General features: G+C 68.3%; 17 protein-coding genes. 7 read left to right on the top strand and 10 right to left on the bottom strand.

Features of this window, described 5'->3' with window-relative positions:
• Positions 1-558 precede the first annotated feature (558 nt).
• Genes IO39_RS21585 through IO39_RS21575 form a run of 3 tightly spaced genes read right to left on the bottom strand, consistent with a single transcriptional unit; the run spans position 559 to position 2364 of the window.
• A complete protein-coding gene (locus tag IO39_RS21585) occupies positions 559-1410 on the bottom strand; it encodes a CU044_5270 family protein (protein WP_043625917.1) in 852 nt (283 codons plus the stop codon).
• Positions 1403-1975: an RNA polymerase sigma factor gene (locus tag IO39_RS21580; protein ID WP_043625914.1), complete on the bottom strand. Its 573-nt coding sequence runs from the start codon at positions 1973-1975 to the stop codon at positions 1403-1405. Before IO39_RS21580 ends, IO39_RS21585 begins: the two co-directional genes overlap by 8 nt.
• The gene (locus IO39_RS21575) at positions 1972-2364 is read right to left on the bottom strand and encodes a hypothetical protein (protein ID WP_043625911.1); all 393 of its coding nucleotides are present in this window, start codon (positions 2362-2364) and stop codon (positions 1972-1974) included. Before IO39_RS21575 ends, IO39_RS21580 begins: the two co-directional genes overlap by 4 nt.
• A 395-nt stretch (positions 2365-2759) precedes the next feature.
• On the opposite strand from IO39_RS21575, the gene IO39_RS21570 reads away from it, so the two are divergent.
• On the top strand, positions 2760-3626 hold the full coding sequence (locus IO39_RS21570; protein ID WP_043625909.1) for an nSTAND1 domain-containing NTPase: 867 nt from the start codon (positions 2760-2762) through the stop codon (positions 3624-3626).
• Between the two features lie 768 nt (positions 3627-4394).
• On the opposite strand, the gene IO39_RS21565 is transcribed toward IO39_RS21570, so the two are convergent.
• Positions 4395-5084: a hypothetical protein gene (locus IO39_RS21565; protein WP_157548720.1), complete on the bottom strand. Its 690-nt coding sequence runs from the start codon at positions 5082-5084 to the stop codon at positions 4395-4397.
• 273 nt (positions 5085-5357) lie between these two features.
• Here IO39_RS21565 and IO39_RS21560 point away from each other — a divergent pair, with 273 nt between their 5' ends.
• Together IO39_RS21560 and IO39_RS21550 are read left to right on the top strand one after the other, a co-directional pair.
• Entirely contained in the window at positions 5358-5993 is a 636-nt protein-coding gene (locus IO39_RS21560; RefSeq protein WP_157548717.1) for a hypothetical protein, read from the top strand.
• Between the two features lie 1092 nt (positions 5994-7085).
• Positions 7086-7715: a hypothetical protein gene (locus tag IO39_RS21550; RefSeq protein ID WP_043625900.1), complete on the top strand. Its 630-nt coding sequence runs from the start codon at positions 7086-7088 to the stop codon at positions 7713-7715.
• Here the strand turns inward: IO39_RS21550 and IO39_RS21545 are convergent, their stop codons facing one another.
• Both IO39_RS21545 and IO39_RS21540 read right to left on the bottom strand, forming a co-directional pair.
• Positions 7716-8042, bottom strand: a complete 327-nt coding sequence (locus tag IO39_RS21545) for a TFIIB-type zinc ribbon-containing protein (RefSeq protein ID WP_043625897.1) — start codon at positions 8040-8042, stop codon at positions 7716-7718. It abuts the gene before it with no gap.
• Positions 8043-8111: 69 nt separating this feature from the next.
• Positions 8112-8378 (bottom strand): hypothetical protein, encoded by a 267-nt coding sequence (locus IO39_RS21540; RefSeq protein WP_043625894.1) that lies wholly within the window; start codon positions 8376-8378, stop codon positions 8112-8114.
• 641 nt (positions 8379-9019) lie between these two features.
• Here IO39_RS21540 and IO39_RS21530 point away from each other — a divergent pair.
• On the top strand, positions 9020-9886 hold the full coding sequence (locus IO39_RS21530) for an NAD(P)H-binding protein (protein WP_043625888.1): 867 nt from the start codon (positions 9020-9022) through the stop codon (positions 9884-9886).
• A gap of 338 nt (positions 9887-10224) precedes the next feature.
• Here IO39_RS21530 and IO39_RS21525 read toward each other — a convergent pair whose 3' ends face one another.
• Positions 10225-10878, bottom strand: a complete 654-nt coding sequence (locus IO39_RS21525) for a hypothetical protein (RefSeq protein WP_043625885.1) — start codon at positions 10876-10878, stop codon at positions 10225-10227.
• Between the two features lie 560 nt (positions 10879-11438).
• On the bottom strand, positions 11439-11564 hold the full coding sequence (locus tag IO39_RS58970) for a hypothetical protein (RefSeq protein WP_281200109.1): 126 nt from the start codon (positions 11562-11564) through the stop codon (positions 11439-11441).
• Positions 11565-11664: 100 nt separating this feature from the next.
• Between IO39_RS58970 and IO39_RS21515 the strand changes: the two genes are divergently transcribed.
• The 3 genes from IO39_RS21515 (at position 11665) to IO39_RS21505 (ending at position 16584) form a co-directional block, all read left to right on the top strand.
• Positions 11665-13155: an aldehyde dehydrogenase family protein gene (locus IO39_RS21515; protein WP_043625878.1), complete on the top strand. Its 1491-nt coding sequence runs from the start codon at positions 11665-11667 to the stop codon at positions 13153-13155.
• Positions 13156-13281: 126 nt separating this feature from the next.
• Positions 13282-13863, top strand: a complete 582-nt coding sequence (locus IO39_RS21510) for a TetR/AcrR family transcriptional regulator (RefSeq protein ID WP_043625876.1) — start codon at positions 13282-13284, stop codon at positions 13861-13863.
• 465 nt (positions 13864-14328) lie between these two features.
• The gene (locus tag IO39_RS21505; RefSeq protein WP_245642110.1) at positions 14329-16584 is read left to right on the top strand and encodes a glycosyl hydrolase family 18 protein; all 2256 of its coding nucleotides are present in this window, start codon (positions 14329-14331) and stop codon (positions 16582-16584) included.
• A 704-nt stretch (positions 16585-17288) separates the two neighbouring features.
• Here IO39_RS21505 and IO39_RS21495 read toward each other — a convergent pair.
• Together IO39_RS21495 and IO39_RS21490 are read right to left on the bottom strand one after the other, a co-directional pair.
• Positions 17289-18350: a beta propeller repeat protein gene (locus IO39_RS21495; protein ID WP_043625870.1), complete on the bottom strand. Its 1062-nt coding sequence runs from the start codon at positions 18348-18350 to the stop codon at positions 17289-17291.
• A gap of 80 nt (positions 18351-18430) precedes the next feature.
• Entirely contained in the window at positions 18431-20089 is a 1659-nt protein-coding gene (locus tag IO39_RS21490) for an AfsR/SARP family transcriptional regulator (protein ID WP_084773224.1), read from the bottom strand.
• Positions 20090-20307 lie beyond the last annotated feature (218 nt).

Genomic DNA, 20307 nt, shown 5'->3' with positions numbered 1-20307 from the left:
GTCATCGTGGCAGGGACAGTTCCGTCTGCAAGACGTCGACATCCGGGAGTCCGCGCCGAGCGGCCTGCCTTTGACCTGGCCGTCCCTCATACGGCTCGTGCTTTCCCACAGGTATGGCCAAGGTGAGCCCAAAACCCGCAATTCGACGGTCTGATCGACAGCTCATCACCGGGCATACAGAGGCTCTACACGCTCCTTCGAGACCGGCAGCGCGAACAGGACTCGGCGCGTCAGCTCTGGCCCTCCTGACCCAGCACGCGACAGACGCCGGCCAGGAACGGGTTGCGGCCCTTGTCGATCCAGGCCCGGATGACCAGCTCGCGAGCGATCTCCAGCACCGGCACGCCGCGCGACCGTCCTGCGCATGCTGCGCGACCACGACCAGCACACCGCGAACTGACGGCCCGCCCGCGAGCAGGCCGTGCTGCTGCCCGTCGAGGCGGGCGCGCCGTCCGTCGCCGAGTTCGCCGCGGCCGGTGCGGGTTCACGTGCTCGGCCTGACGGTACCTCGACGGTGCAGGTTCGAGGTGATCGGAGCAGGCGCCTGCGACGGGGTTTTCACCGCGGCAGCTCGTCCGTCCACTCGGTGGTCACCGAGATGTACGAGCTGCTCATCATCGCGCCCCCTTCGGCGGTCAGCAACATGGTGGCGCGCGCCACCCGGGCGGTCTCGGGGTCGACGACCATCCTGATCTCCAGGCTCCCGGAGAGCGGGATCAGCAGCTCCTGCCCGCCCTCGACCGGCCCCGCGTTCCTGACCCCCGGCGTCGCGGCGAGGGCCTCGAATGCCGCCGAACGGACCTGCGCGGGCGTCGGCAGCTCCGTGATCAGGGTGATCAGCGGGGAGACGAGCTCGCCTTGCCGGTCGACAGACATCATGGCGCTGTCATGGCGGGGTAGCCCGGCGATGCGCTCCTTCAGCTCCTCCGGATCCGATGGAAGCCCTTCGAGCTCCTCGAAACCGATCTCGGCGCCCATGAGCCTGAACGGGACCGGGTCCTCGACGACGGCGCCGGGAGTGGCGTGCGGTGCGTTCCTGGACCAGCGGTGGCCGTCGCGGGTGGTCCAGCTCTCCTGCATCTGGGGGGCGTCCGGGCCCTGCCACGTACGCGTGACGTGCCAATAGGTCCCTGCGCCCTGGGGGATGTGCTCGGCGCTGGCCGCGGCCATGAGCAGGACCTCCTTGCCCGAGACCGGCGTGGCGGCGGGCGAAAGCACGCTGGTGACGATCACGGCCACGGCCGCTGCGGCGGCGACCGCCATGCTCAGCACCGGTAGGAGCCGGCCGCGGCGCCGGCGGGCGCGGCCCCGCGTCATCCTGTCCTGGAGACGTCCCCTGCTGCGGGCGATCGCCTCGGTGGAGGGTTCGGGCTTGGCCAGCAGGCTCGCGACGGCGTTCAGGTCATCCATGGGCGTTCTCCTTGTCGATGAGGGCGAGGATCTTGCTGCGGGCACGGCTGAGCCGGGAGCCCACGGTGCCGACGGCGATGCCGAGCGCCTGAGCCACCTCCTCGTAGCTGAGCTGGCCCAGGGCCACGAGCAGCAGCACGTCGCGCTCGCCACCGGACAGGGCGGCGAGCGCCTTGGCCAGGTGCGGCTGCATGCGCTCGGCCGCGACGGAGGTGACGACCCGGTCCTCGTGGCCTTCCACGACGGGCTCGGGCCCCAGCTTGGCCAGCGCCCTGTAGTGGCGGGTCTCCTTGCGGCGGTGCCTGGCGATCAGATTGGTGGCGATGCCGAACAGCCAGGGCCGCAGGTCTCCGCGTTCCGGTTCGTACCGCTCGCGCCGGTCGAAGGCCAGCAGGAACGTCTCGGCGGCGAGGTCCTCGGCGATCTGCGTGTCCAGGCGGCCGGCGACATACAGGTAGATGTCGCGGTAGTAGCGGTCGTGGACGGCGGTGAACAGGCCGGGGTCGCGCCGGTACCGGGCGGCGAGCTCGGCGTCGGTCACCTGTTCGCTCACTTCGGCGCTCACGTTGTCGTCTTCGGCATAAGGTCGGCCTTCCGGTCGGCGGTCACGATCACCCATCCTTCGCCGCAAGCCGGAATCGTCTTCCCGCGCGCATCCGAGAGGGAAAGGCTGGAGTGGCCGGCCAGGAGGAACCCCGTTGACGCCGTGTCCCGGTCGTGAAGCTGAGTGCCAGTCCACGATCCCGTCACCCAAGTGACGGGGACCGCTCTTCTCGAATCCCTGCTGACAAGTCCCGCTGCATGGGCCTGCACCTGCTGCTCGCGCGCGGCGACACCTACTGCCTGATCCCCGCCGTCACCCTCGCCGAACGGTCCGCCGGCAACGGCCGCACCGTCGTCGTGAAGGAAGAAGATGACATCCGCGTGGAAATCCTGCCGGGCACTTCGCTTCATGGGGCATGTCCTTCCTGGTTTGCGGGATGGTGCCTTGTACGACCTGGTTGTAGTGCTGGCGGGCGTTGTCCGGCACGCTTCTGCGGTCGGAACCGAACAACGCCCAGACAACGCGGCGAGGAGGCACGTGCTCTGGGGCCCACAGCACAGACGCGGGAGAGCGGGCACTGAACAATGGAGTCGGTCCGATCGATCGTGCCTAGGGGGTTCGGCATGCCACGTCCAGAGCGGGTGATCGATCCGGCGGACGGCGTGGTGGCGTGTTTCGCCGTCGAGTTACGCAAGCTGCGTCGCGAGGCGGGTAACCCGGGTTATCGGGAGCTGGCCCGGCGGGCGCATTACGCGGCGACGACGCTGGCCGAGGCGGCGGCGGGCAACCGGCTGCCGACGTTGCCATGGCGCTGGCCTATGTGCGGACTTGCGGCGGGGACGTGGCCGTGTGGGAGGCGCGCTGGCGGGCCGCGGTGGCCGAGTGGGACGCCCATGCCGCAGCCGGCCGATCGCCGTATCTGGGATTGGCGGCGTATGGGCCGAACGACGCCGACCGGTTCTTCGGCCGCGACCGGCTGATCACCGCGCTGGTCGAGCGGGTGGCCCGGCAGCGTCTCGTGGCGGTGGTGGGCGCCTCCGGCTCGGGCAAGTCGTCGCTGCTGCGCGCCGGGCTGATCCCCGCTCTGGCGGCCGGCGGCGACTTCTCCCTCCGGTTCACGCCGGGGGCCCATCCGCTACGGGAGTGCGCGGTGCGGTTGGGTGCGGAGCTGAGGGTGGCTCCCGGCGAGTTGGTCACCGACTTCGCCGCGCGGGAGGGCAGTCTCGGCCTGGCGTTGCGCCAGGTGCTGCTCACCCGCCCCGCCGGCACCGAGGGGGTGCCGATCGTCGATCAGTTCGAAGAGGTGTTCACCCTCTGCGCCGATGAGGACGAGCGTGAGACGTTTATCGCCGCCCTGCTGGCCGCCGCTCATGACTCTGGCTACCCGGTGCGGGTGGTGCTCGGCCTGCGGGCCGACTTCTATGCTCATTGCGCCCGCCCGCCGGCCCTGGTCGACGCTCTGCAGGACGCTCAGGTGCTGGTCGGACCGATGACCGCCGGCGAACTGGCCGAGGTGGTCACCGAGTCGGCCGCCCGGGCCTGGCTCGGTGCCGAAGGTACCGGTCCCCCACCGGCACCACCTGCCAGCCACCGTCCGCACACGCGCGCCCCCAGGGATCGTCCCTCGGCCGCGCACCGTAAACAGCAAGACCCTCCCTGGTGCGGAATGTGATCCGTCGCTTCCCTGCCCGCGAGCCTGCCTGGCCAGGCCACGGGCGGGGCTGCAACCCGCCCGCGATCGGCCGTGGCCGTGACGCTGGTGCCCGATCTCGGCCGGTTGTGTCTCCACGCATGCTAATTGGGCGGCTTCTGCCCGTGGAGAGAGCTCGTCGATCGCGCCGGTGGTTCCGTCCGGGAGGCAGCTTCGCACGGGCGTGTCGAAGCGGCCGGTCACCACGGAGAACACGGTCCAGCCGCACGCTGAACCTCATCGCACCTCCGGCTCCTATCCCCGCCGGACCTGCCCATACGTCCTGGTAAACCGCCTTTGGGCAAGGCTTGACGCGCTACGACCCCGAAACGGTCAGCCTGCACCGTGCGTGCGGTCCACCGGAGGATGGGTGGGAATGTGATTGTGCTGGATGCGCGCTCAGCGCTTCACCAGGGCTCCCGCGGGTCACGGACCTAAGCCGGGTGACAGGCATAGATCGCCTGCCGGCACCGTGTGTTACACAGCTACCAGCCTGCCGCAACTTGACATGGGCACCAGCAGAGAAGAGGGAATAAATCGCCCACAAAGGGGCGGCGAGCGACCCCCGCCCACCAGTCGATCATGAACTCGCCGGCCAGCCTCAACTCTTCTCGATAAGGACGCCGCTTCCGCTGCTCATCACACCCAGACTCGCGGGGAACCGCCCCTGAGCGGCGTCTCGCGGACTGAAAGGCACCCCCCTACAACAGCGGTGAGGGCCTGTCGCGGGGTCGAACCCTGGAATCCGAGTCAAGCCGTTCTCAGGCGCCAGGTCTCGATATGTGTGGGGGCGATTGTGCTCTGCGGATAGTAACCCCACTCCACGCACCTTAATCCGACGTTGAGCGGAGGCGGGTTGTCGCCGACCCACGCCGTGCGCCAAGCCTCAACACCGTAGGACACGTCGTACCCTTCCACACCATACTCGGCGATCAGACGGGTGCGGGGCGGCACGGTCGTCTTCAGCGTGACCCCGAGCTGGGTCTGGCGTTGCATCACGATGTTCTGGCTGACGTTGATCGTGAGAAAGGAGCTGACGTTGACGTTGACTCCGACGGTGTTCGAGACGGTGAAGGTGTTAGAAACCGACGATACGATTGTGTACTCAACCGGTTGATCAGTGTTGTTGTCGAGTTGCCGACCGTCACTGACGAGGAAACGCGGAGTGGCGGACAACAACGTGAACCGGTACGCCTCCCAGCGTGCCAAGCCGTAGTCCTTGTCGAGAAGTCGCCACTGGGTGATGTCGGCCGGGCAAACCACCTCGCCTGCGTGGGCCGCAGTGGGAGTCAGCGCTCCTAGGAGCAGGATGACGACCGAGGTGACGACTCCGAGCCGTGCGCCCAGTCGCCTCCCCGCGGCTAATCGTCTCCGTCCGGTCCGATCGCCCTTCGCTACGTACACATCGACCTCCTGACGGGTGCATTGATGGGCGGTCATGTTCATCATCATCAATCTTTATCGGATTGGCCAGGGCCCCGCCCGGCCGTCGCCGTCATGCCCCCGCCTCGTCGGCGACCAGGCCCCGCTCCACCACCTCGGCCCTGCGCGATCAAGACAGCTCGAGAGCCAGACTGAGGTATGGGACGGAAACGCCAGCGGCCCTCGCCACCGCGAGGCGCCATCTCTCGCTTGTCCGCGCGAGAGACGACGCGGATCGCTTCCCGGCTGCGGCCCACGCCACCAGCGGCCGCCTCGCCATCCCCGGGGCGTGTGACCAAACGTATCGAGTTGCCTGAGCGCTCTCGACGCCGAACCCGCGCCCTCGATGTCCGCTGGAACGTCCAAGCCTGGGCCGCCATCGCGACCGTGCTGGCCGGCCTCATGTCCATCCCGGCATTCGTCATCTCCATGAACGCTCTGAAGATCAGCGAGCAGCAGCGAGCCGACGCGCTGGCTCAGCGCGCCGAGGACAAACGCCAGCGCGAAGAAGAGCGGCGTGAGCAGGAGCGAAAGGAGCAGCAGCGCATCGCTTACGAAAGCGATGCCTTCATAAGGCGATTCACCGCTTGGTTCGGCAGCGCCAGCAGAACCCCGATCATCCGATTCAGGAATGCTAACGCAAGAGGCGGTCATATCTACCTTGAGGTCGCGCCGGGGACCAAAGGTCAGTATTACCGCTATGACGTCGCGCCATGTACTCAAGGGTCGCTGAAACTGCCCGACGTAGGCTCTGAGGGCCTCTTCCTGACAATCAGCGAGGCATGGCCAGGCAACGCCACGTGGGACGCGACCACGTCCAAACGCGTTGATATCGAGCGCATCCGCTGGCTGGAAAGAGATGACCCCACAGTGGTGAAGCAGCCCGGCAACTCCCCCGACCAACGGGAAGTCCAGGACTGTTTTTGATCAGCTACCTGCCTCCTCGGTGATCAGGCCGCGCTCTGAACGCTCGAACCTCCACCCGTTCCACGCCCCGTACGCGAAGGTGCCCACGGACAAGGACCCATACAAGAGCACCACCAACCCTTCCCTTGTGACAGGAACATCGGGTGGCGGGTACGAGCCGTGCATCAACCTGCTGAACCATTCCATGCGGTCCAGCTGCTCCACTCCGAATGCCGTCAGCCATATGCCACCAAGGGTCAGGGTGGTATATGTCATCCCGAAGCAGAACGCGATCACCACGTGTCGATAGAGGCGGCCCTTGGAATCCACCTCATTATTGGACCTCATTCGAGGTCATCCGGACAGACGCCTCCACCGCCCACGTGGGCCGCGCCGATCGTCAGCGAAACCGCCGACAGCTCCTCCCGCCCCGGCCTCGTCCCCCACCAGCTCCATCGCCTCCTGCTCGCTGACGTGGTGGCCGCAGTTCCCGCACACGTAGTCGCCGTGTTCCACCGGCTGATATGCAGGCCACCCTCACCTCCCTCATCGCGGTCCCGGGGACGCTGCTCGGGTCGTTACTGACCTATGCGTTCCAGCGCATGACGAGTCGGCGTACAGAACAGTTCACTCGCGACGAGCGCCTTCGCAAGAAACGCATCGCTATCTACGGCACTTTCGCGAGCGCCGTGCTCGACCTCCAGGAAAAGCATGCAGACCTATGGAAGCTCACGACTGGGAGTCTCAAGGCCGTGCAGGAGTGGCTGCCCAAGCCACAGAGGCCAAAGCCGCCAAGGACCGGAGCCGGACAGCGGCATACCCGGCCCTCGCCCAGGTCATTCTTGTCTCGGACGACGAGAAGCTGGAGGCCCTGGCCCGCCGATCGCACAGCCTCCTCAAGAGCCTGCACGATGTCCCGTCGTAAAAGGATCTACAGACGCGAATCGATGTCTTCGCCGAGGCTGTGGAGGAGTTCATCAAAGGTCGCATCGGCTCATGTGAGGTAAGGCGCTGTCGGGCACCGCGATCATAGGCCGCGCCGCACCATAATGGGTTATGGGACGGAAACCCCCGCGACGCTCCCCACTCCTGAGCAGGCCGCCTCGCGCCATCGTGCGCACCATCGTCCGCCCCCGGCCGCGCCGGCGTCTCAGCCGCAAACTCACATCCGTCCAGCTCTGGGCGGCCGTCGCGGGCATCATCGGCAGCCTCACGGCGGTGCCCGCGCTCATCATCTCCACGAACGCTCTCAAGATCAGCGAAAAGCAACTGGCCGACGCCCGACGACTCAAAGCCGAGACCGACCTAGCCACTCAGCGCGCCTTCGTCCAACGGGTATCGGTGGACACAGAGACCGCGCTTATCAATCGCGGACCGATCGTCATCAGCAACGGCAACACCACCTCGACATCCGTCGAGGTCTACCTCGGATACATCGATGATCCGGACACTCGCCAGAGCCCTGGGGAGTACCAGACGATAGTGCTCGCCGCGCCCGCGTGCAGTCGAGTGTCGTACCGCACCTCGTTCCTCACCGAGGAACAGTTCAAAGGCATCGACGCCGACAACGTGCAGTACAGCCTGGACCTCGCTGTCTTCAACCCCATCGACCAGCGCTGGTGGAGCGTGAGCGAGGCTCCCAGGCTGCTCCGGCAGGATGAAATGGCCGACTACCGCGAGAGGGGCTACACCTCATCCTTTCCTCATCCGCACAAGAGCACCGCTCTCCCGGGATGCGTCTGATCACCCCGCGCCCGCCTCTTCCGTCACCCGGTCCATCGCTTCCGCTTCATTGACGTGGCGGCCGCAGTTTCCACACAGGTAGTAGCCGGCCTGCGGCTCCCACTCCAACCTCCGCAGCCCACAACCAGGGCAGCGCGCGGCCGTGTGGCCGGGCTCGTCGTCCACCAGGCGCCGTGGGCGGGTCTCCCAGGCGAGCGCACACTCCACCGGTCCGAGCTCGACCGGCCGCTCGCCGTTCTGGACGCTCCACAGCACCGTGAGCCCGTCGAGGGCGAGCACCTGATCGAGCTCGTCCACCAGCCACGTCACCGACCTCGACCGCACCACCCCCGACCGGATGGCTGCCGTCGCGTGGCTGCTGCGGCAGGGAGTTGAACCAGTTTTCGGGTACGGCGGTCATCGGCACGCCGCCGTACCCGGCGTCGAACAATTCCAGCGGGCGAACAGTTCGATGTGCCCGCTGCGCAGAAGCGCATCGCCCGGCCGGAGGTCGTGCAGGCTGGCCAGGACGGTCTTGCCGTTGTAGGTGGCGAACTCCCCGGTGACGAGGCTGCGGCTCAAGTGCCAGGCCGTGGAGACGAAGCCGGAGCAGTCGGTCCGGTAGGCGCGGCCGGCGGAGTCGGCTGCCGACGCGGCCGGACGCTGTGCGATCTTCTGGCTCATGATCTTCCCCCTGAAAGGAATCGAGTCGTGCTGCGAAAGCAGCGGGGATGCCCGGCGCCTGGCGTTGTGCCAGCGGCGATCGGGCCGGCACGACCGGGTGTAGGGACGGCGGGAGTTGTCCGGCAGGGCTCGGCCGAGAAGGTGAACAACCCTGGGCAACCGGGCAGCGATGGGCCTGGATGAGGAGGAAGGGGAACGTATAGCGGAAGCCGGGCTGGTGGGCCGAAACAGGACCCGCTCCACGTCCGGGTCCACCTGGTGATCAGGACAGGTGGGCGGTCTTCTCCTCGGCGGTCAGCTCGCGCGTGACGCGTTGGTCGGCCATGACCAGTGGTTGCGATACCCGGCACCCAGACCTGGCATCGCCAGATCCGGATGGTCGCATCGCCGTGGTTCGTCACGACGACGTTCCCGGAAGACAGGCCAATGTCATCGACTGTGCCGCTGAAGCCGCGGCAGACCACGGAGAACACCTACGGGGGCGAGCCTTCGGGGGAGTTGCCGGGACGGAGGCCGCATCCTGGCCGGAGCACCACGCAATTTTTCATCGCCAAAAGCGATGTTTTCGCAGGTCAGATGCCATACATGAACATGTTGTTCGCGTTTGCGCAGGTCACCATCGGCCGTTAAGGATGATGGCCATGAGAGTTTTGATGACGGGGGCGACCGGGCACGTGGGCCGGCTCGTGGTCGACCGGCTGGTCCGCGCCGGCGCCGCCGTACGTGCGCTGAGCAGGAATCCCGACCGCGCCCGGTTCGGCGAGGGCGTCGAGGTGGTCCAGGGCGACCTCGCGCAACCACAGAGCCTCACCCCGGCGATGGACGGGGTCGACAGGATGTACCTCTTCCCTCACGCCGCGACCGCGCCGCAGGTGGTCGCCCTGGCCAAGCAGGCAGGGGTGCGCCGCATCGTCGTCCTGTCCTCCGGCGCGGTGACCGCGGGTTACGACACCGATTTCCATCTGCCGGTCGAGCAGGCGGTCGAGGCGTCCGGGCTGGAATGGACACATGTGCGGCCCGGCGAGTTCATGCTGAACAAGCTGTGGCTGTGGGGGCCGTCCATCCGGGCCGAGCGTGTCGTGCGCGAACCGCTGCCCGACCTGGCCTGGTACCCGGTGCACGAGCAGGACATCGCCGATGTGGCCGCCGCCGCGCTGCTCGAGGACGGGCATCAGGGCGCCGCCTACACCCTCAACGGGCCCGAGCTCATCAGCCGGCGTGCCCAGGTGGCGGCCATTGCCGAGGCCATCGGGCAGGACATACGCCTCGAGGTGGTGACCCCGGCACAGGCTCGGGAACTGTACCTGGCCCAGGGCGGGTTCGCCGCGGAGAACGCCGACTTCCTCACCGGCTTCGAGGACTACTCGGGCGAGGAAGCCGACCCCTCAGCGGCTGCGGAGTTCGATCCTGCCATGCTGGGGCCGATGCCGACCGCCGCGGATGTCACGGGCAAGCCGGCCCGCCCCTTCACCGAGTGGGCGCGCGACCACGCGCCTGACTTCATCTGACCGCCCTCACAAGCGATCAGGTGTCGTTGCACGGCCACGAGGGGTGGAGCGGACCCACCTCGATGGTGACCGTTCGTGCTGCCCGGCGGCGTTGCGGCGGGTGAAGCCGTTGCCCACCTTCGCCATCGTGCCCATCGGCCTCATCCGCATCGACGCCTGGCTGGCGGGCACCCCGCTGGCCAAACCAGGGTCTCATCGTTCGCCCGGTTACGACCGCACTAGATCATCGCCGTATTCGCCAACAGTGTCCATCTCGGACGCGACCCTCCGCCAGGAGAAATCCGACGGTCAACACTCTTCCTGCCCGACCTCGCCCGGGCCGAGTGCTCCCCCGACTACTACTCTGTGGAGATCACATCCAACCGGCCTCCGAGAGGGCGGACCCACTGTTGTCCCCGGGCGAACCGGTCAACGTCCAAGCGCACGCCGGTCATCGCTTCCACGGTCGCCAGCGCGGTCTCCCACTCAGGGTAAGGAGCGGGGGGTGTCACACCGGCCTGGTCGTCTGTCCGCTTCTGATCGGCAAGAGCGCGCAGAGCCCCCAGGTAAGAATCCAGAGCACGGGGATCTGGGCCCCAGCACCCTGAAGGCTCGGGATAAAGGATGTCCACCTCGGTGACGAGCTGCCCATCGGCCGCGTAGAACAACCTGTTCGCAGCGTTGATCAGATACCAGAAGCCCCACGCCTGCGCGTTCTCGGTCAGACGGGCCCATATGTCGGGACCGTCGATATAGACGTCGGCCGCCAGCACGATCACGCCGTGGTCGCTCTGTTCCAACACGGCATGTTCCGCCGGTTCCAGCACCGTTCGGAGAACCGCCGTGTTGGGGTCAGCGCCCAGCCGGCGAGCGACATCGGCGACCGTGAGGGGCTCCTCACGGCCTCGCACGACCATCCAGAACAGCGCGTTGGTGCTGCCATCCTTCACCCGTTCCAGATCCTTAAGGAGCTGTGTGTAGTAGTTGATCATCTCGGGCGTGACCGGGCTCATGCGTCTCCTCCTCGACAAGCGGGGCGACAGGATAGCGACCGATCACGACGTTTTCCGATCATGAGGAGGACCCCGACCCGCCCACCATCGCCACCAGGCATCTCTGTGGTGTCAAGCCCTGGATCTGGCTCACATCGGCGATGGCACGCTGTCATCTGCCCAGGGCCAGGTTCCTCCTGGGGTTGTTCCGCTCGAGCAGGGTGGCCATGGACCTTCAGAAGTGTTGGCCGCCCGCTCACCAGGAGGATTCCTGGCCGTGTACCAGGATGCTCGTGGCCATCCACCAGGAAAGCCTCATGTCCGTCCACAGGCATTCCGCATCTCGCAGGTCTCGCTCGTCATGGTGAATGTCCTCATGCTTGAAGGCGTCCTCGCCGAACCCGGGTGGGCCGCTCTGCTCACCTCGGTCGGCCTGCGCGGCCTGACCTCGCTGTTCTGGCTGCGCGTCCGTCCCACTCCACGGCGAGGTGCGTCTCGGCCTGAGCGTCAGGTTGGGCATTGGCACTCCCGGCTCGCCCGGCGGTGAATGACGGGCGAGCCGGACCGCTGACGTGCCTACCTCATGCTTCCCCCACCGTGACGATCATGCTGTGTACCGAGGCGAGTTCCTGCAGGCATGCCGCGTCGGCGGCGGTGGCGTGGCCTTCCGGGGAGGCGAACACGGCGTGCGGCTCCTTGCCCGGCACCCAGTGAAACAAACTAGTTTGTTGACATGCGTGAAGGGAGGGGGCTACAGTCTGCTAGAGAAACAGACCAGTTTGTTTATTTTCGTTGTGGAGGCATCCCATGCCCGCACCGCTCATGCTCGTCCGAGCCGACCGCCCCTCGCCCGGTTTCCTGAAGGGCGGCCCCAAGAAGCTGCTGATCGGCGGCGGGTGGGTCTCCGCCCGCTCCGGCGAGACCACCGAGACGATCGACCCGACGACCGAGGAGGCGTTGACCAGTGTCGCCGTGGCGGGTCCCGAGGATGTTGAGCTGGCCGTGGCTGCTGCTCGCCGTGCGTTCGAGGACCCGTCGTGGTCGGCCATCGCCCCCTACCAGCGCAGCCGGATCCTTCTGCAGATCGCCGATGTGATCGAGAACAACGCCGAGGAACTCGCCACCTTGGAGTCGCTCGACATGGGCGCGCCGCTTTCCCTGAGTCGCTGGTTCGTCGCGCACTCGGTGGAGGTCGTCCGTCACTACGCGGGCTGGCCCACCAAGATCTACGGGCAGACCGCTCCCTCAGAGCCCGGGCAGTTCCACTACACCATGCGCCAGCCGCTCGGAGTGGTCGCCGGCATCACCGGCTGGAACGGCCCTCTGCTCCAGGCCATCTGGAAGCTCGGCCCGGCGCTGGCCACCGGCAACACCCTCATCCTCAAGCCCGCCCCGCAGACCCCCCTGACCAACCTGAGGCTGGGTGAGCTGCTGCAGGCCACCGACCTGCCCGCCGGTGTCGTCAACATCCTCACCGGCGACGGCCGCACCACAGGCGAGTCCATCATCACCCACCCCGGTGTCGACAAGGTCTCCTTCACCGGATCCACGGCGGTCGGCAAGCACGTCCTGCGGGCCTCCACGGGGAATCTCAAGCGCGTCACCCTGGAGCTCGGGGGCAAGTCCCCGAACATCATCTTCGCCGACGCCGATCTCAAGGCGGCCGCCGCGGGCGCCGCCCTCGGATTCCTGGGCAACACCGGGCAGGGCTGCGTCGCGGGCACCCGGATCTTCGTCGAGGAATCCGTACGAGAGGAGTTCGGCCGCCTGCTCGCCGACGAACTGGCGACCTATACCATCGGTGACCCCTTCCACCCGGACACCCGCATGGGGCCCCTCGCCTCCCGGGACCACTACAACCGCGTCACCTCCTACTTCGAGATCGCCCGAGCGGAAGGAGCACGCTTGCGCCACGGCGGTGAACTGCCCGGCGACCCGGGCCTGTTCGTCCCGCCAACCGTCATCGACAATGTCACCAACGACATGCGCGTCGCGCGCGAGGAGATCTTCGGCCCTGTCGCCGTCCTGATGTCCTTCACCGACGAGGCCGGACTCCTGCGCCTGGCCAACGACTCCGACTACGGCCTTGCCGCCGCCGTGTGGACCACCGACCTCGCCCGCGCCCACCGCGTCGCCGCCGGCCTCCAGGCCGGCACTGTATGGATCAACACCTACGGGCAGATGACCGCCGGCACCGTCCCCTTCGGCGGCTACAAGCAGTCCGGCATCGGCCGCGAACACGGCACGGACGTCCTGGACGCGTTCACCGAAACGAAGACTGTCATGGTCCAGCTCTGATCACGCGCGCTCCGTCCGGCACCCTGCAGGTGCCGGACAAGGGAGAGCTTCGCAAGGGAAGGGACATATCGCCACGGCAGGAGCGCCCGCAGAACGAACCAGTTTGTTTACTATAGGGTCGCGAGAATGGGACAGATCACCAGCGCGGGCCAAGCCTCGCGGCGCCGTCTGCTCGATGCGGCCACGGCCGAGTTCGCCGCCTTCGGCATCGCCGGCGCGCGCATTGACCGCATCTCCGCCAACGCTCAGGTCAACAAGGCGCAGATCTACAAGTACTACCGCAGCAAAGACGAGCTCTTCGACGCCGTTTTCGCTGAGCACCTCGACATGATCGTCGAGACGGTCCCCATAACCGGCGACGATCTGGCCGGCTATGCCGTGCGCCTCTATGACGCCTATCTCGTCCATCCCGAACTCGTTCGGCTCGCCGCCTGGTCCCGTCTGGAACGCACCGCTACCGGCGATCTGTTCAGCTTCATGCCGGGGCACGATGCCGGGAAGCTCCAGTCGATCGCCGACGCGCAGGCCGCGGGCATGGTCGACGCGTCCATCGCCCCTGCCGATGTGCTCGCCATAGTCACCGCCATGTCGCTGACCTGGTCACCGGCCAGCGCCATATACACCGCCAGCAAGGACGAACCCCAGGCCGACCACGATCGGCGCCGCAGGGCGCTTGCCCGGGCCGTCGAACGAGCCTTCGCGCCCTGACCGCCCGGGCCATCGCTCCGGCTACCGGCTGCCCGGCACAGGGGCAAAGCGGAGGACCGGCCACGGCCACTCAGGCCAGACCCACCGGCCGTTCTGGCACACCCAGTACGCATGTCCGGGAATATCCCGGGGGATCGGCAGCCCATGGACGGCGACCTGACCTCCCTCGGGGTAGGTCTTCCCATCGGCCCAGCTGCAGTTCCCCGCGCCGCCGGTGGGGACGGTGATGCCGCCGTGGCGCGATGGGCTGCTCGGCAAACATTGACCGGTCGGTTCACTCGACTGCCGGGTTGACGGTTGCTCCTCATGCCGCCAACCGAAGGGTCCAGGCGCTGGACCCCTGGCCACGAGGTGTTTTCAGGTCTAGGCGTCGCCATTAGGCGATGTTCACCGATGCGGCCGCGGTGAGGAAGGGCGAGCCTGGACACGCGTCCTGCCAACAGCCCCCTTCCCGAGGAGAACGTCTTGAGACGCTTGTTACCCGCGGTCGCTCACGTTCTGATCGTGGTCCTGCTCACCGGCGTCGGGCTCGTGGCCGTCACATCGCCCGCGTGGGCCGAGCCGCCGCCCCCCGAGATCCCGCAGAACGCCAGCGAGGAGAACCTGAAGTACCAGCCCGCCATGGACTACGACGAGGACGGCTGCTACGCGTCGGTGGCCATCGGCAACAACATGGCCGTGGCCGAGGGCCTGTCGCTCGGCGGAGCTCTCAACGGCAACTGCCGCGACGAGTCGGACCTGCACAACAGCAACATGTACGCGCGCTCCCGCTGCAACAACGGGTGGTGCGCCCACATGTACGCGCTGTACTTCCAGAAGGACCAGACCACCCAGCCCGGCTGTAGCGTCTGCGGACACACCCACGACTGGGAGCACATCGTGGTCTGGGTCAAGGACGACAAAGTCGAGTGGGTCTCGGCCTCCGCCCATGGGAACTACGACATCAAGCCGGCCTCCGAGGTCGAGTTCGTGGACGGAACCCACCCGAAGATCGTCTACCACAAGGACGGCGGATCCACCCACGCCTTCCGCTTCGCCGACGCGCAGCAACCGCTCAACAACCACCTGGGGATATGGCATTTCCCTGACCTGATCAGCTGGAACGGCTACCCGTCCCCCGGGCATCGCGACGCGCTGACCTCGCACCGTTGGGGCAGTGCCACGTTGGAGATCAGGGACGACAAGTTCCCCGGAGGTCTCGAAAAGGCCATCCCCAAGGCCGGCGCCACCATTGTGTGCGACGACCCGCCGACCACCACCCCCTCCTGCCATACGGTCTATACGCCGAAGTTCACCTTCGACTACCACCTCGATGTCAACTCCCCCAACGACCCGCCCGACCGCCTGTCCCCGACCGTGCCCGGCAACCTTCGCGTGACCGCCGTCACCGCCGACAGCGTCTCCCTGGCGTGGAACGCCTCCACCGACAACGTGGGGGTCCGCGCCTACGAGATCTTCCGGGGGACCACCCGGCTCGGCTCGACCACCGCCACCACCTACACCGACAGGGGCCTGAACGCCGGCACCACCTACACCTACAGGGTCCGCGCTCAGGACATGGCAGGCAACAACTCCGGCGACAGCGCCCCCATCACGGCCACGACGACGCGCGCGGGCAACAAGGTCATCGGCTACTTCGTCCAGTGGGGCGTCTACGCGCGCAACTATCATGTCAAGAACATCGACACCAGCGGCTCGGCCGCCAAGCTGACGCACATCAACTACGCCTTCGGCAACGTGGTGAACGGGCAGTGCGTGCTCGGCGACGCCTACGCCGACTACGACCGCTTCTACACCGCGGCCGAGAGCGTGGACGGCGTGGCCGACTCCTGGGACGCCGGCGCGTTGCGCGGCAACTTCAACCAGCTGCGCAAGCTCAAGAGGAAGCACCCGCACCTGAAGGTGCTGTTCTCCATCGGCGGCTGGACCTGGTCGGGCGGCTTCGGCCAGGCCGCGCAGAACCCGGCCGCGTTCGCCGAGTCCTGCTACCGCATGGTCGAGGACCCGCGCTGGGCCGACGTGTTCGACGGCATCGACATCGACTGGGAGTACCCCAACGCCTGCGGCTACACCTGCGACACCAGCGGCCCGGCCGCGTTCAGGAACCTCGTGTCGGCGGTTCGCTCCCGCTTCGGTACCGGCGCCCTGGTGACCGCGGCGATCCCCGGCGCCCCCAACAAGATCGACGCGGCCGACTACGCCGGCGCGGCGCAGTACGTCAACTGGTACAACGTGATGAGCTACGACTACTTCGGGGCCTGGGACGCCCAGGGCCCGACCGCCCCGAACGCACCGCTCAACGATTACCCCGGCATCCCGGTCGCCGGCTTCTCCGCCGACGCCGCGATCCGGCAGCTCAAGCGCAACGGCGTCCCGGTGAGCAAGCTGCTGCTCGGCATGGCCTTCTACGGCCGCGGCTGGACCGGCGTCACCCAGGCCACCCCCGGTGGCACGGCCACCGGCCCAGGACCCGGCACCTACGAACCGGGCGTCGAGTACTACAAGGTCCTCAAGACCCGCTGTCCGTCCACCGGCACCATCGCGGGCACCGCGTACGCGTTCTGCGGCAACCAGTGGTGGAGCTACGACACGCCGGGGACGATCGGCGGCAAGATGACGTACTACCGGAACCAAGGCCTCGGCGGCGTGTTCCTGTGGGAGCTCGCCGGCGACACCGCCAACGGTGAGCTGATCACAGCCGTGAAGAACGGCGTGGCCTGACCCGAGTGCCGGCTCCCGCACCGCGGGAGCCGGCGTCTTACGCGCGCTGAACGTATACCGGGAGCTTGGAGCAACTCGCCGGAAGCGGGTGGAGTGCCGGCAGGGCTTGTCTGTTCCCGGACCGATCCGACCATCTGCGGCGCATTGTGCCATGGCACGAAACGGCGGGAGAGGTGATCGGCGCGGGCATCATCTGGTGATGAGGGCAGGTCCTGTTCGGTGACGGAGCTGTGGGAGACAGCGGCGGCCCAGGGTATGGCCGCTGGTTCTGCAGGCGGTGCGGCCGTACCGGTGATCTTCGCGACTGCCTCGGGACGGCCGGTCTCGGCGGCACGGCCCGCATACAGGACTGACCGCCATGGCCGCTCTCACCCGCTTCCGTCCCGTCCGAAGGTCTAGCAGCCGCTGCCGGGGGCCGCGATGACCCGCCCACGTTCGCCTGCCGGCACCTGCCCGGCGTCACCGTGATCTCGGTCGCCGGAGATCTGGACGCCACCGCCGCGGACCGGCTGGACGCCTTCATCAGCCACGCCCGCCGGCGTCCGGCCGGCCACATGGTGCTCGACCTGAGCGTACCGCTGCATGCGCCTGCTGCTCGCGCGCGGCGACACCTGCTGCCTGATCCCCGCCGTCACCCTCGCCGAACGGTCCGCCGGCAACGGCCGCACCGGCGTTTCGGTGGTGGGCAGGCCGGCCTGCCGTGCTCAAGGGAGGTTGCGGAAGACCCCGGAAGCCTTGCCGATCACGCCGGTGGCCAGGAGCGGGCCGCCGGGGACGGCGGACAGCGACGTGAGCTCGCCACCGGCCGGAACCCTCGTCCAGTGGCCGGCGGGATCGCGGTGGGCAAGGGCGGAGTCGATCCCGTTGACGTCCGTGGAGCCCAGAACCCAGTGGCCGCCCCTGCCGTCGGGCACGGGCGGGAGATCGCGGACCAGGCGCCCGGCCTTCGCGGACGTGCTCTCGCCGTGCCAGCCGGAGCCGGTCCGGAAGAGCAGGAACGACGACACCCCGATCTCCCCCGTGATCCAGAGGCCGGACGCGTCGGCGGTGATCGCGCACACCCGGGGGCGGTGCGGGCCGGGCGGGACATCGCCGGACGGGGACGGGGCCTTCGGCACGTACGGGCTCAGGTCGGCCCGGGTCCAGGCCCGTCCGTCGAAGTGATGCACGAAGGGACCGTCGGCGTCCAGGGCCCAGATGTCGGAGGCCGACCGGGCGCCGACCCGCAGGGTGCGGAAGGAGACCTCCGACTCCGACCAGGTCGCACCGTCGTAGCGCCAGGTCCTGCGGTCCCCGAAGATCCACACGTCGTCTCCGGCGACGGCCAGGGCCCAGGCCGTTTCGGGGGCCTTTCGGGCGATTGTCCAGGAGTGCCCATCCCAGTGCAGGACGGAGCCACCCGCCAGGGCCCACACGTTGGACGGGCCGGACGCGGCGACGGAGCCGACGTCACCGCGTTCGACGGGGAAGTCGCTTCTCGTCCAGCGGTCGCCGTCCCAGTGGAACGCCATGGGGCGGTGCGGGCCGTCGGCCATCGGCAGCCAGGCGGCGACGCCGAGGATGCGCCAGCCGAAGGCCCAGGCGTCGCGTTCACCGGTGGCGACGACCTGCCCGTAGGCGACCGACGGCTGCTTGGTCATCAGTTTCCAGCGGTCGTTCCCGTCCGCCCAGGGAGCGCTCCGCCACAGCCACAGGCCCGCGACGGTCACGGCCGCGCCGACCGCCCACCACGGCCACAGGCCGGTGGCGACCAGGTGCAGGGGCATGATGCGTAGCGTAAAGGCCGCCGGAATCGCGCGCGAGCCATCCGGTGACCGGGGCCGTTGCCGCACGTCCGGCGGCGACGTCAGCGGCTCTCGCGGCTGCCGATTCGGCTGAAGATGGCGCTCGACTCCTGATGGGCGGCACCGGCGTGCCCGGCTTCGCCGTTCCGGTGCTCCAGGCGGGCCAGGACGGCGAGGGTGCGGGCGCGCCACAGCGGCAGCTCCAGGGTGTCCCAGAGGGTGAGGGACGCGGAGAGCGCCTGCCTGGCCTCGGCCGTCGCGCCCTGCTCCAGGTGGAGCTCGCCGAGCGTGCGCAGCCCGAGCGCGCGGCCGAAGCGGTCGCCCTGGCCGGCGAAGACGCGCAGGCTCGCGTGGAGCGCCTGCTCGGCCTGCGGGAGGTCACCGACCCGGATCCGGATCTTGGCCAGCGACTGGTCGGCGTAGGCCACGCCGTGCGGGTCGGCCAGCGTGGTGAACAGGTGACGCGACTTCCGCGTCCTGGCCGCGGCCTGCGGGTATTCGCCCCTGGCCCGGTGGACGAGGCCGATGCTGCGCTGGAGCAGAGCCTCGCCGCGCCGATCGCCGATCTTCTGGTAGGCGGCCAGGGCCCGGCCGAGCAGCCACAGGGCCAGCTCGTCGTCGCCGCGCTCGCGTTCCACGAAGCCGAGCATGTACGTGGCGTGCGCGTTCCCGGCCACGTCGCCGAGGGCGGCGAAGATCGACGCCGCCTCCATCAGATCGGCCTGCCCTTCGGCGAACCACCCGCCCTCGGCACGCACGGTGCCCAGACCGGACAGCGCGGCCGCCAGGTGCCTCCGGTCGCCCAGGCGCCGGAAGGCGCGCCTGGCCTCCTCGTAGGCGGCCACGGACTCGGCGAAGCGGTCCTGGGCGAAGCGGATCCTGCCCAGCCCGAGCATCACCAGCCCCTCGCCCTCCAGGTCGCCGACCCGCCCGGCGGCCCCCGAGCGGCCGGACGGGACGCCCAGGTGGCGGGCGCCGCACAGGATGTCCTGGCGCAGCCGTACCAGAGCCGGACCGGGATCGAGGCCGAGCTCCCCGGCCAGCCGGGCCCGTGATCTCTCGAAGACGTCGAGGGCCTCGGCGACGCGGCCGGAGCGGTAGAGCGCGAGCATCAGCAGGCCGGCCAGCCGCTCGCGGGAGGGATCGGCCGCCGCCTCCTCGGCCAGCGCGCCGATGACCTGCCGGTGCCGTCCGAGCCGCAGCGACGCCTCGGCGTGCTCCTCGATCGCCTCGCGCCGCGCCTCCTCCAGCCTGACGCAGAGCGGGTCGCGGCCGGCCCCGACGGCCGCCTCGTCGAGCACCGGGCCGCGCCACAGGTCCAGAGCCTGGCCCAGCAGCGCGGCCTTCTCCTCGTCGTTCCCGCTGGCGTCCGCCCGCTGTTTCAGCACGGCGAAGCGGTGCGCGTCCACCGCCATGGGGTCGATGCGCAACTCGTAGCCCGAACCGGCGGCACGGACCTCCACCTCGCTCGCGGCGGCGCCGGCGAGCAGGCCGCGCAGCCGTGAGATGAGCACCTGGATCTGCCTGCGCCCGCCCTGCGGCGCCCCGTCGGGCCAGAACACCTCGGCCAGGCGCTGCGAGGAGACGACGCGATTGGCCGACAGGGCCAGCACGCCCAGCAGCAGCCGCTGCTGGCGCCTGGGCAGCACCACCGGCGCACCCGCCCACCGGAACTCGACCGGGCCGAGTAGACGAACGCCGTCGCTCGCTGAGTTGATCACGCGTCCATGATTGACCGGGGATCGAGCGATGTGGTCAACCGATATTCAACCGAGACGAATCTCGCGATTCCCCGGAAAAACTTGGCGCACCCGAGGTGTGAATGATGTGTTTTTGCGATGTATCTAATCCGGCGATGAGGCAAGTCACATTCCGCGATGGCGCACCGGCGTTCTGCCGCCCGCAAAAGCTCACGTGATATCCCTGGCCGCAGCCGGGC

Origin of the sequence: Nonomuraea candida (assembly GCF_000725485.1) — a bacterium.
GTDB lineage: Bacteria > Actinomycetota > Actinomycetes > Streptosporangiales > Streptosporangiaceae > Nonomuraea > Nonomuraea candida.
The sequence above is the reverse complement of the archived record's forward strand: the minus strand, read 5'-3'. Positions and strand labels throughout refer to the sequence as shown.

Coding starts and splice junctions, on each gene's coding strand:
- IO39_RS21540 (WP_043625894.1), bottom strand. CDS start 8,378: ATGAGCCAGAAGATCGCACAGCGTCCGGCCGCGTCGGCAGCCGACTCC.
- IO39_RS21570 (WP_043625909.1), top strand. CDS start 2,760: ATGGCGCTGGCCTATGTGCGGACTTGCGGCGGGGACGTGGCCGTGTGG.
- IO39_RS21495 (WP_043625870.1), bottom strand. CDS start 18,350: ATGCCCCTGCACCTGGTCGCCACCGGCCTGTGGCCGTGGTGGGCGGTC.
- IO39_RS21515 (WP_043625878.1), top strand. CDS start 11,665: ATGCCCGCACCGCTCATGCTCGTCCGAGCCGACCGCCCCTCGCCCGGT.
- IO39_RS21530 (WP_043625888.1), top strand. CDS start 9,020: ATGAGAGTTTTGATGACGGGGGCGACCGGGCACGTGGGCCGGCTCGTG.
- IO39_RS21585 (WP_043625917.1), bottom strand. CDS start 1,410: ATGGATGACCTGAACGCCGTCGCGAGCCTGCTGGCCAAGCCCGAACCC.
- IO39_RS21525 (WP_043625885.1), bottom strand. CDS start 10,878: ATGAGCCCGGTCACGCCCGAGATGATCAACTACTACACACAGCTCCTT.
- IO39_RS21510 (WP_043625876.1), top strand. CDS start 13,282: ATGGGACAGATCACCAGCGCGGGCCAAGCCTCGCGGCGCCGTCTGCTC.
- IO39_RS21565 (WP_157548720.1), bottom strand. CDS start 5,084: ATGACCGCCCATCAATGCACCCGTCAGGAGGTCGATGTGTACGTAGCG.
- IO39_RS21575 (WP_043625911.1), bottom strand. CDS start 2,364: ATGAAGCGAAGTGCCCGGCAGGATTTCCACGCGGATGTCATCTTCTTC.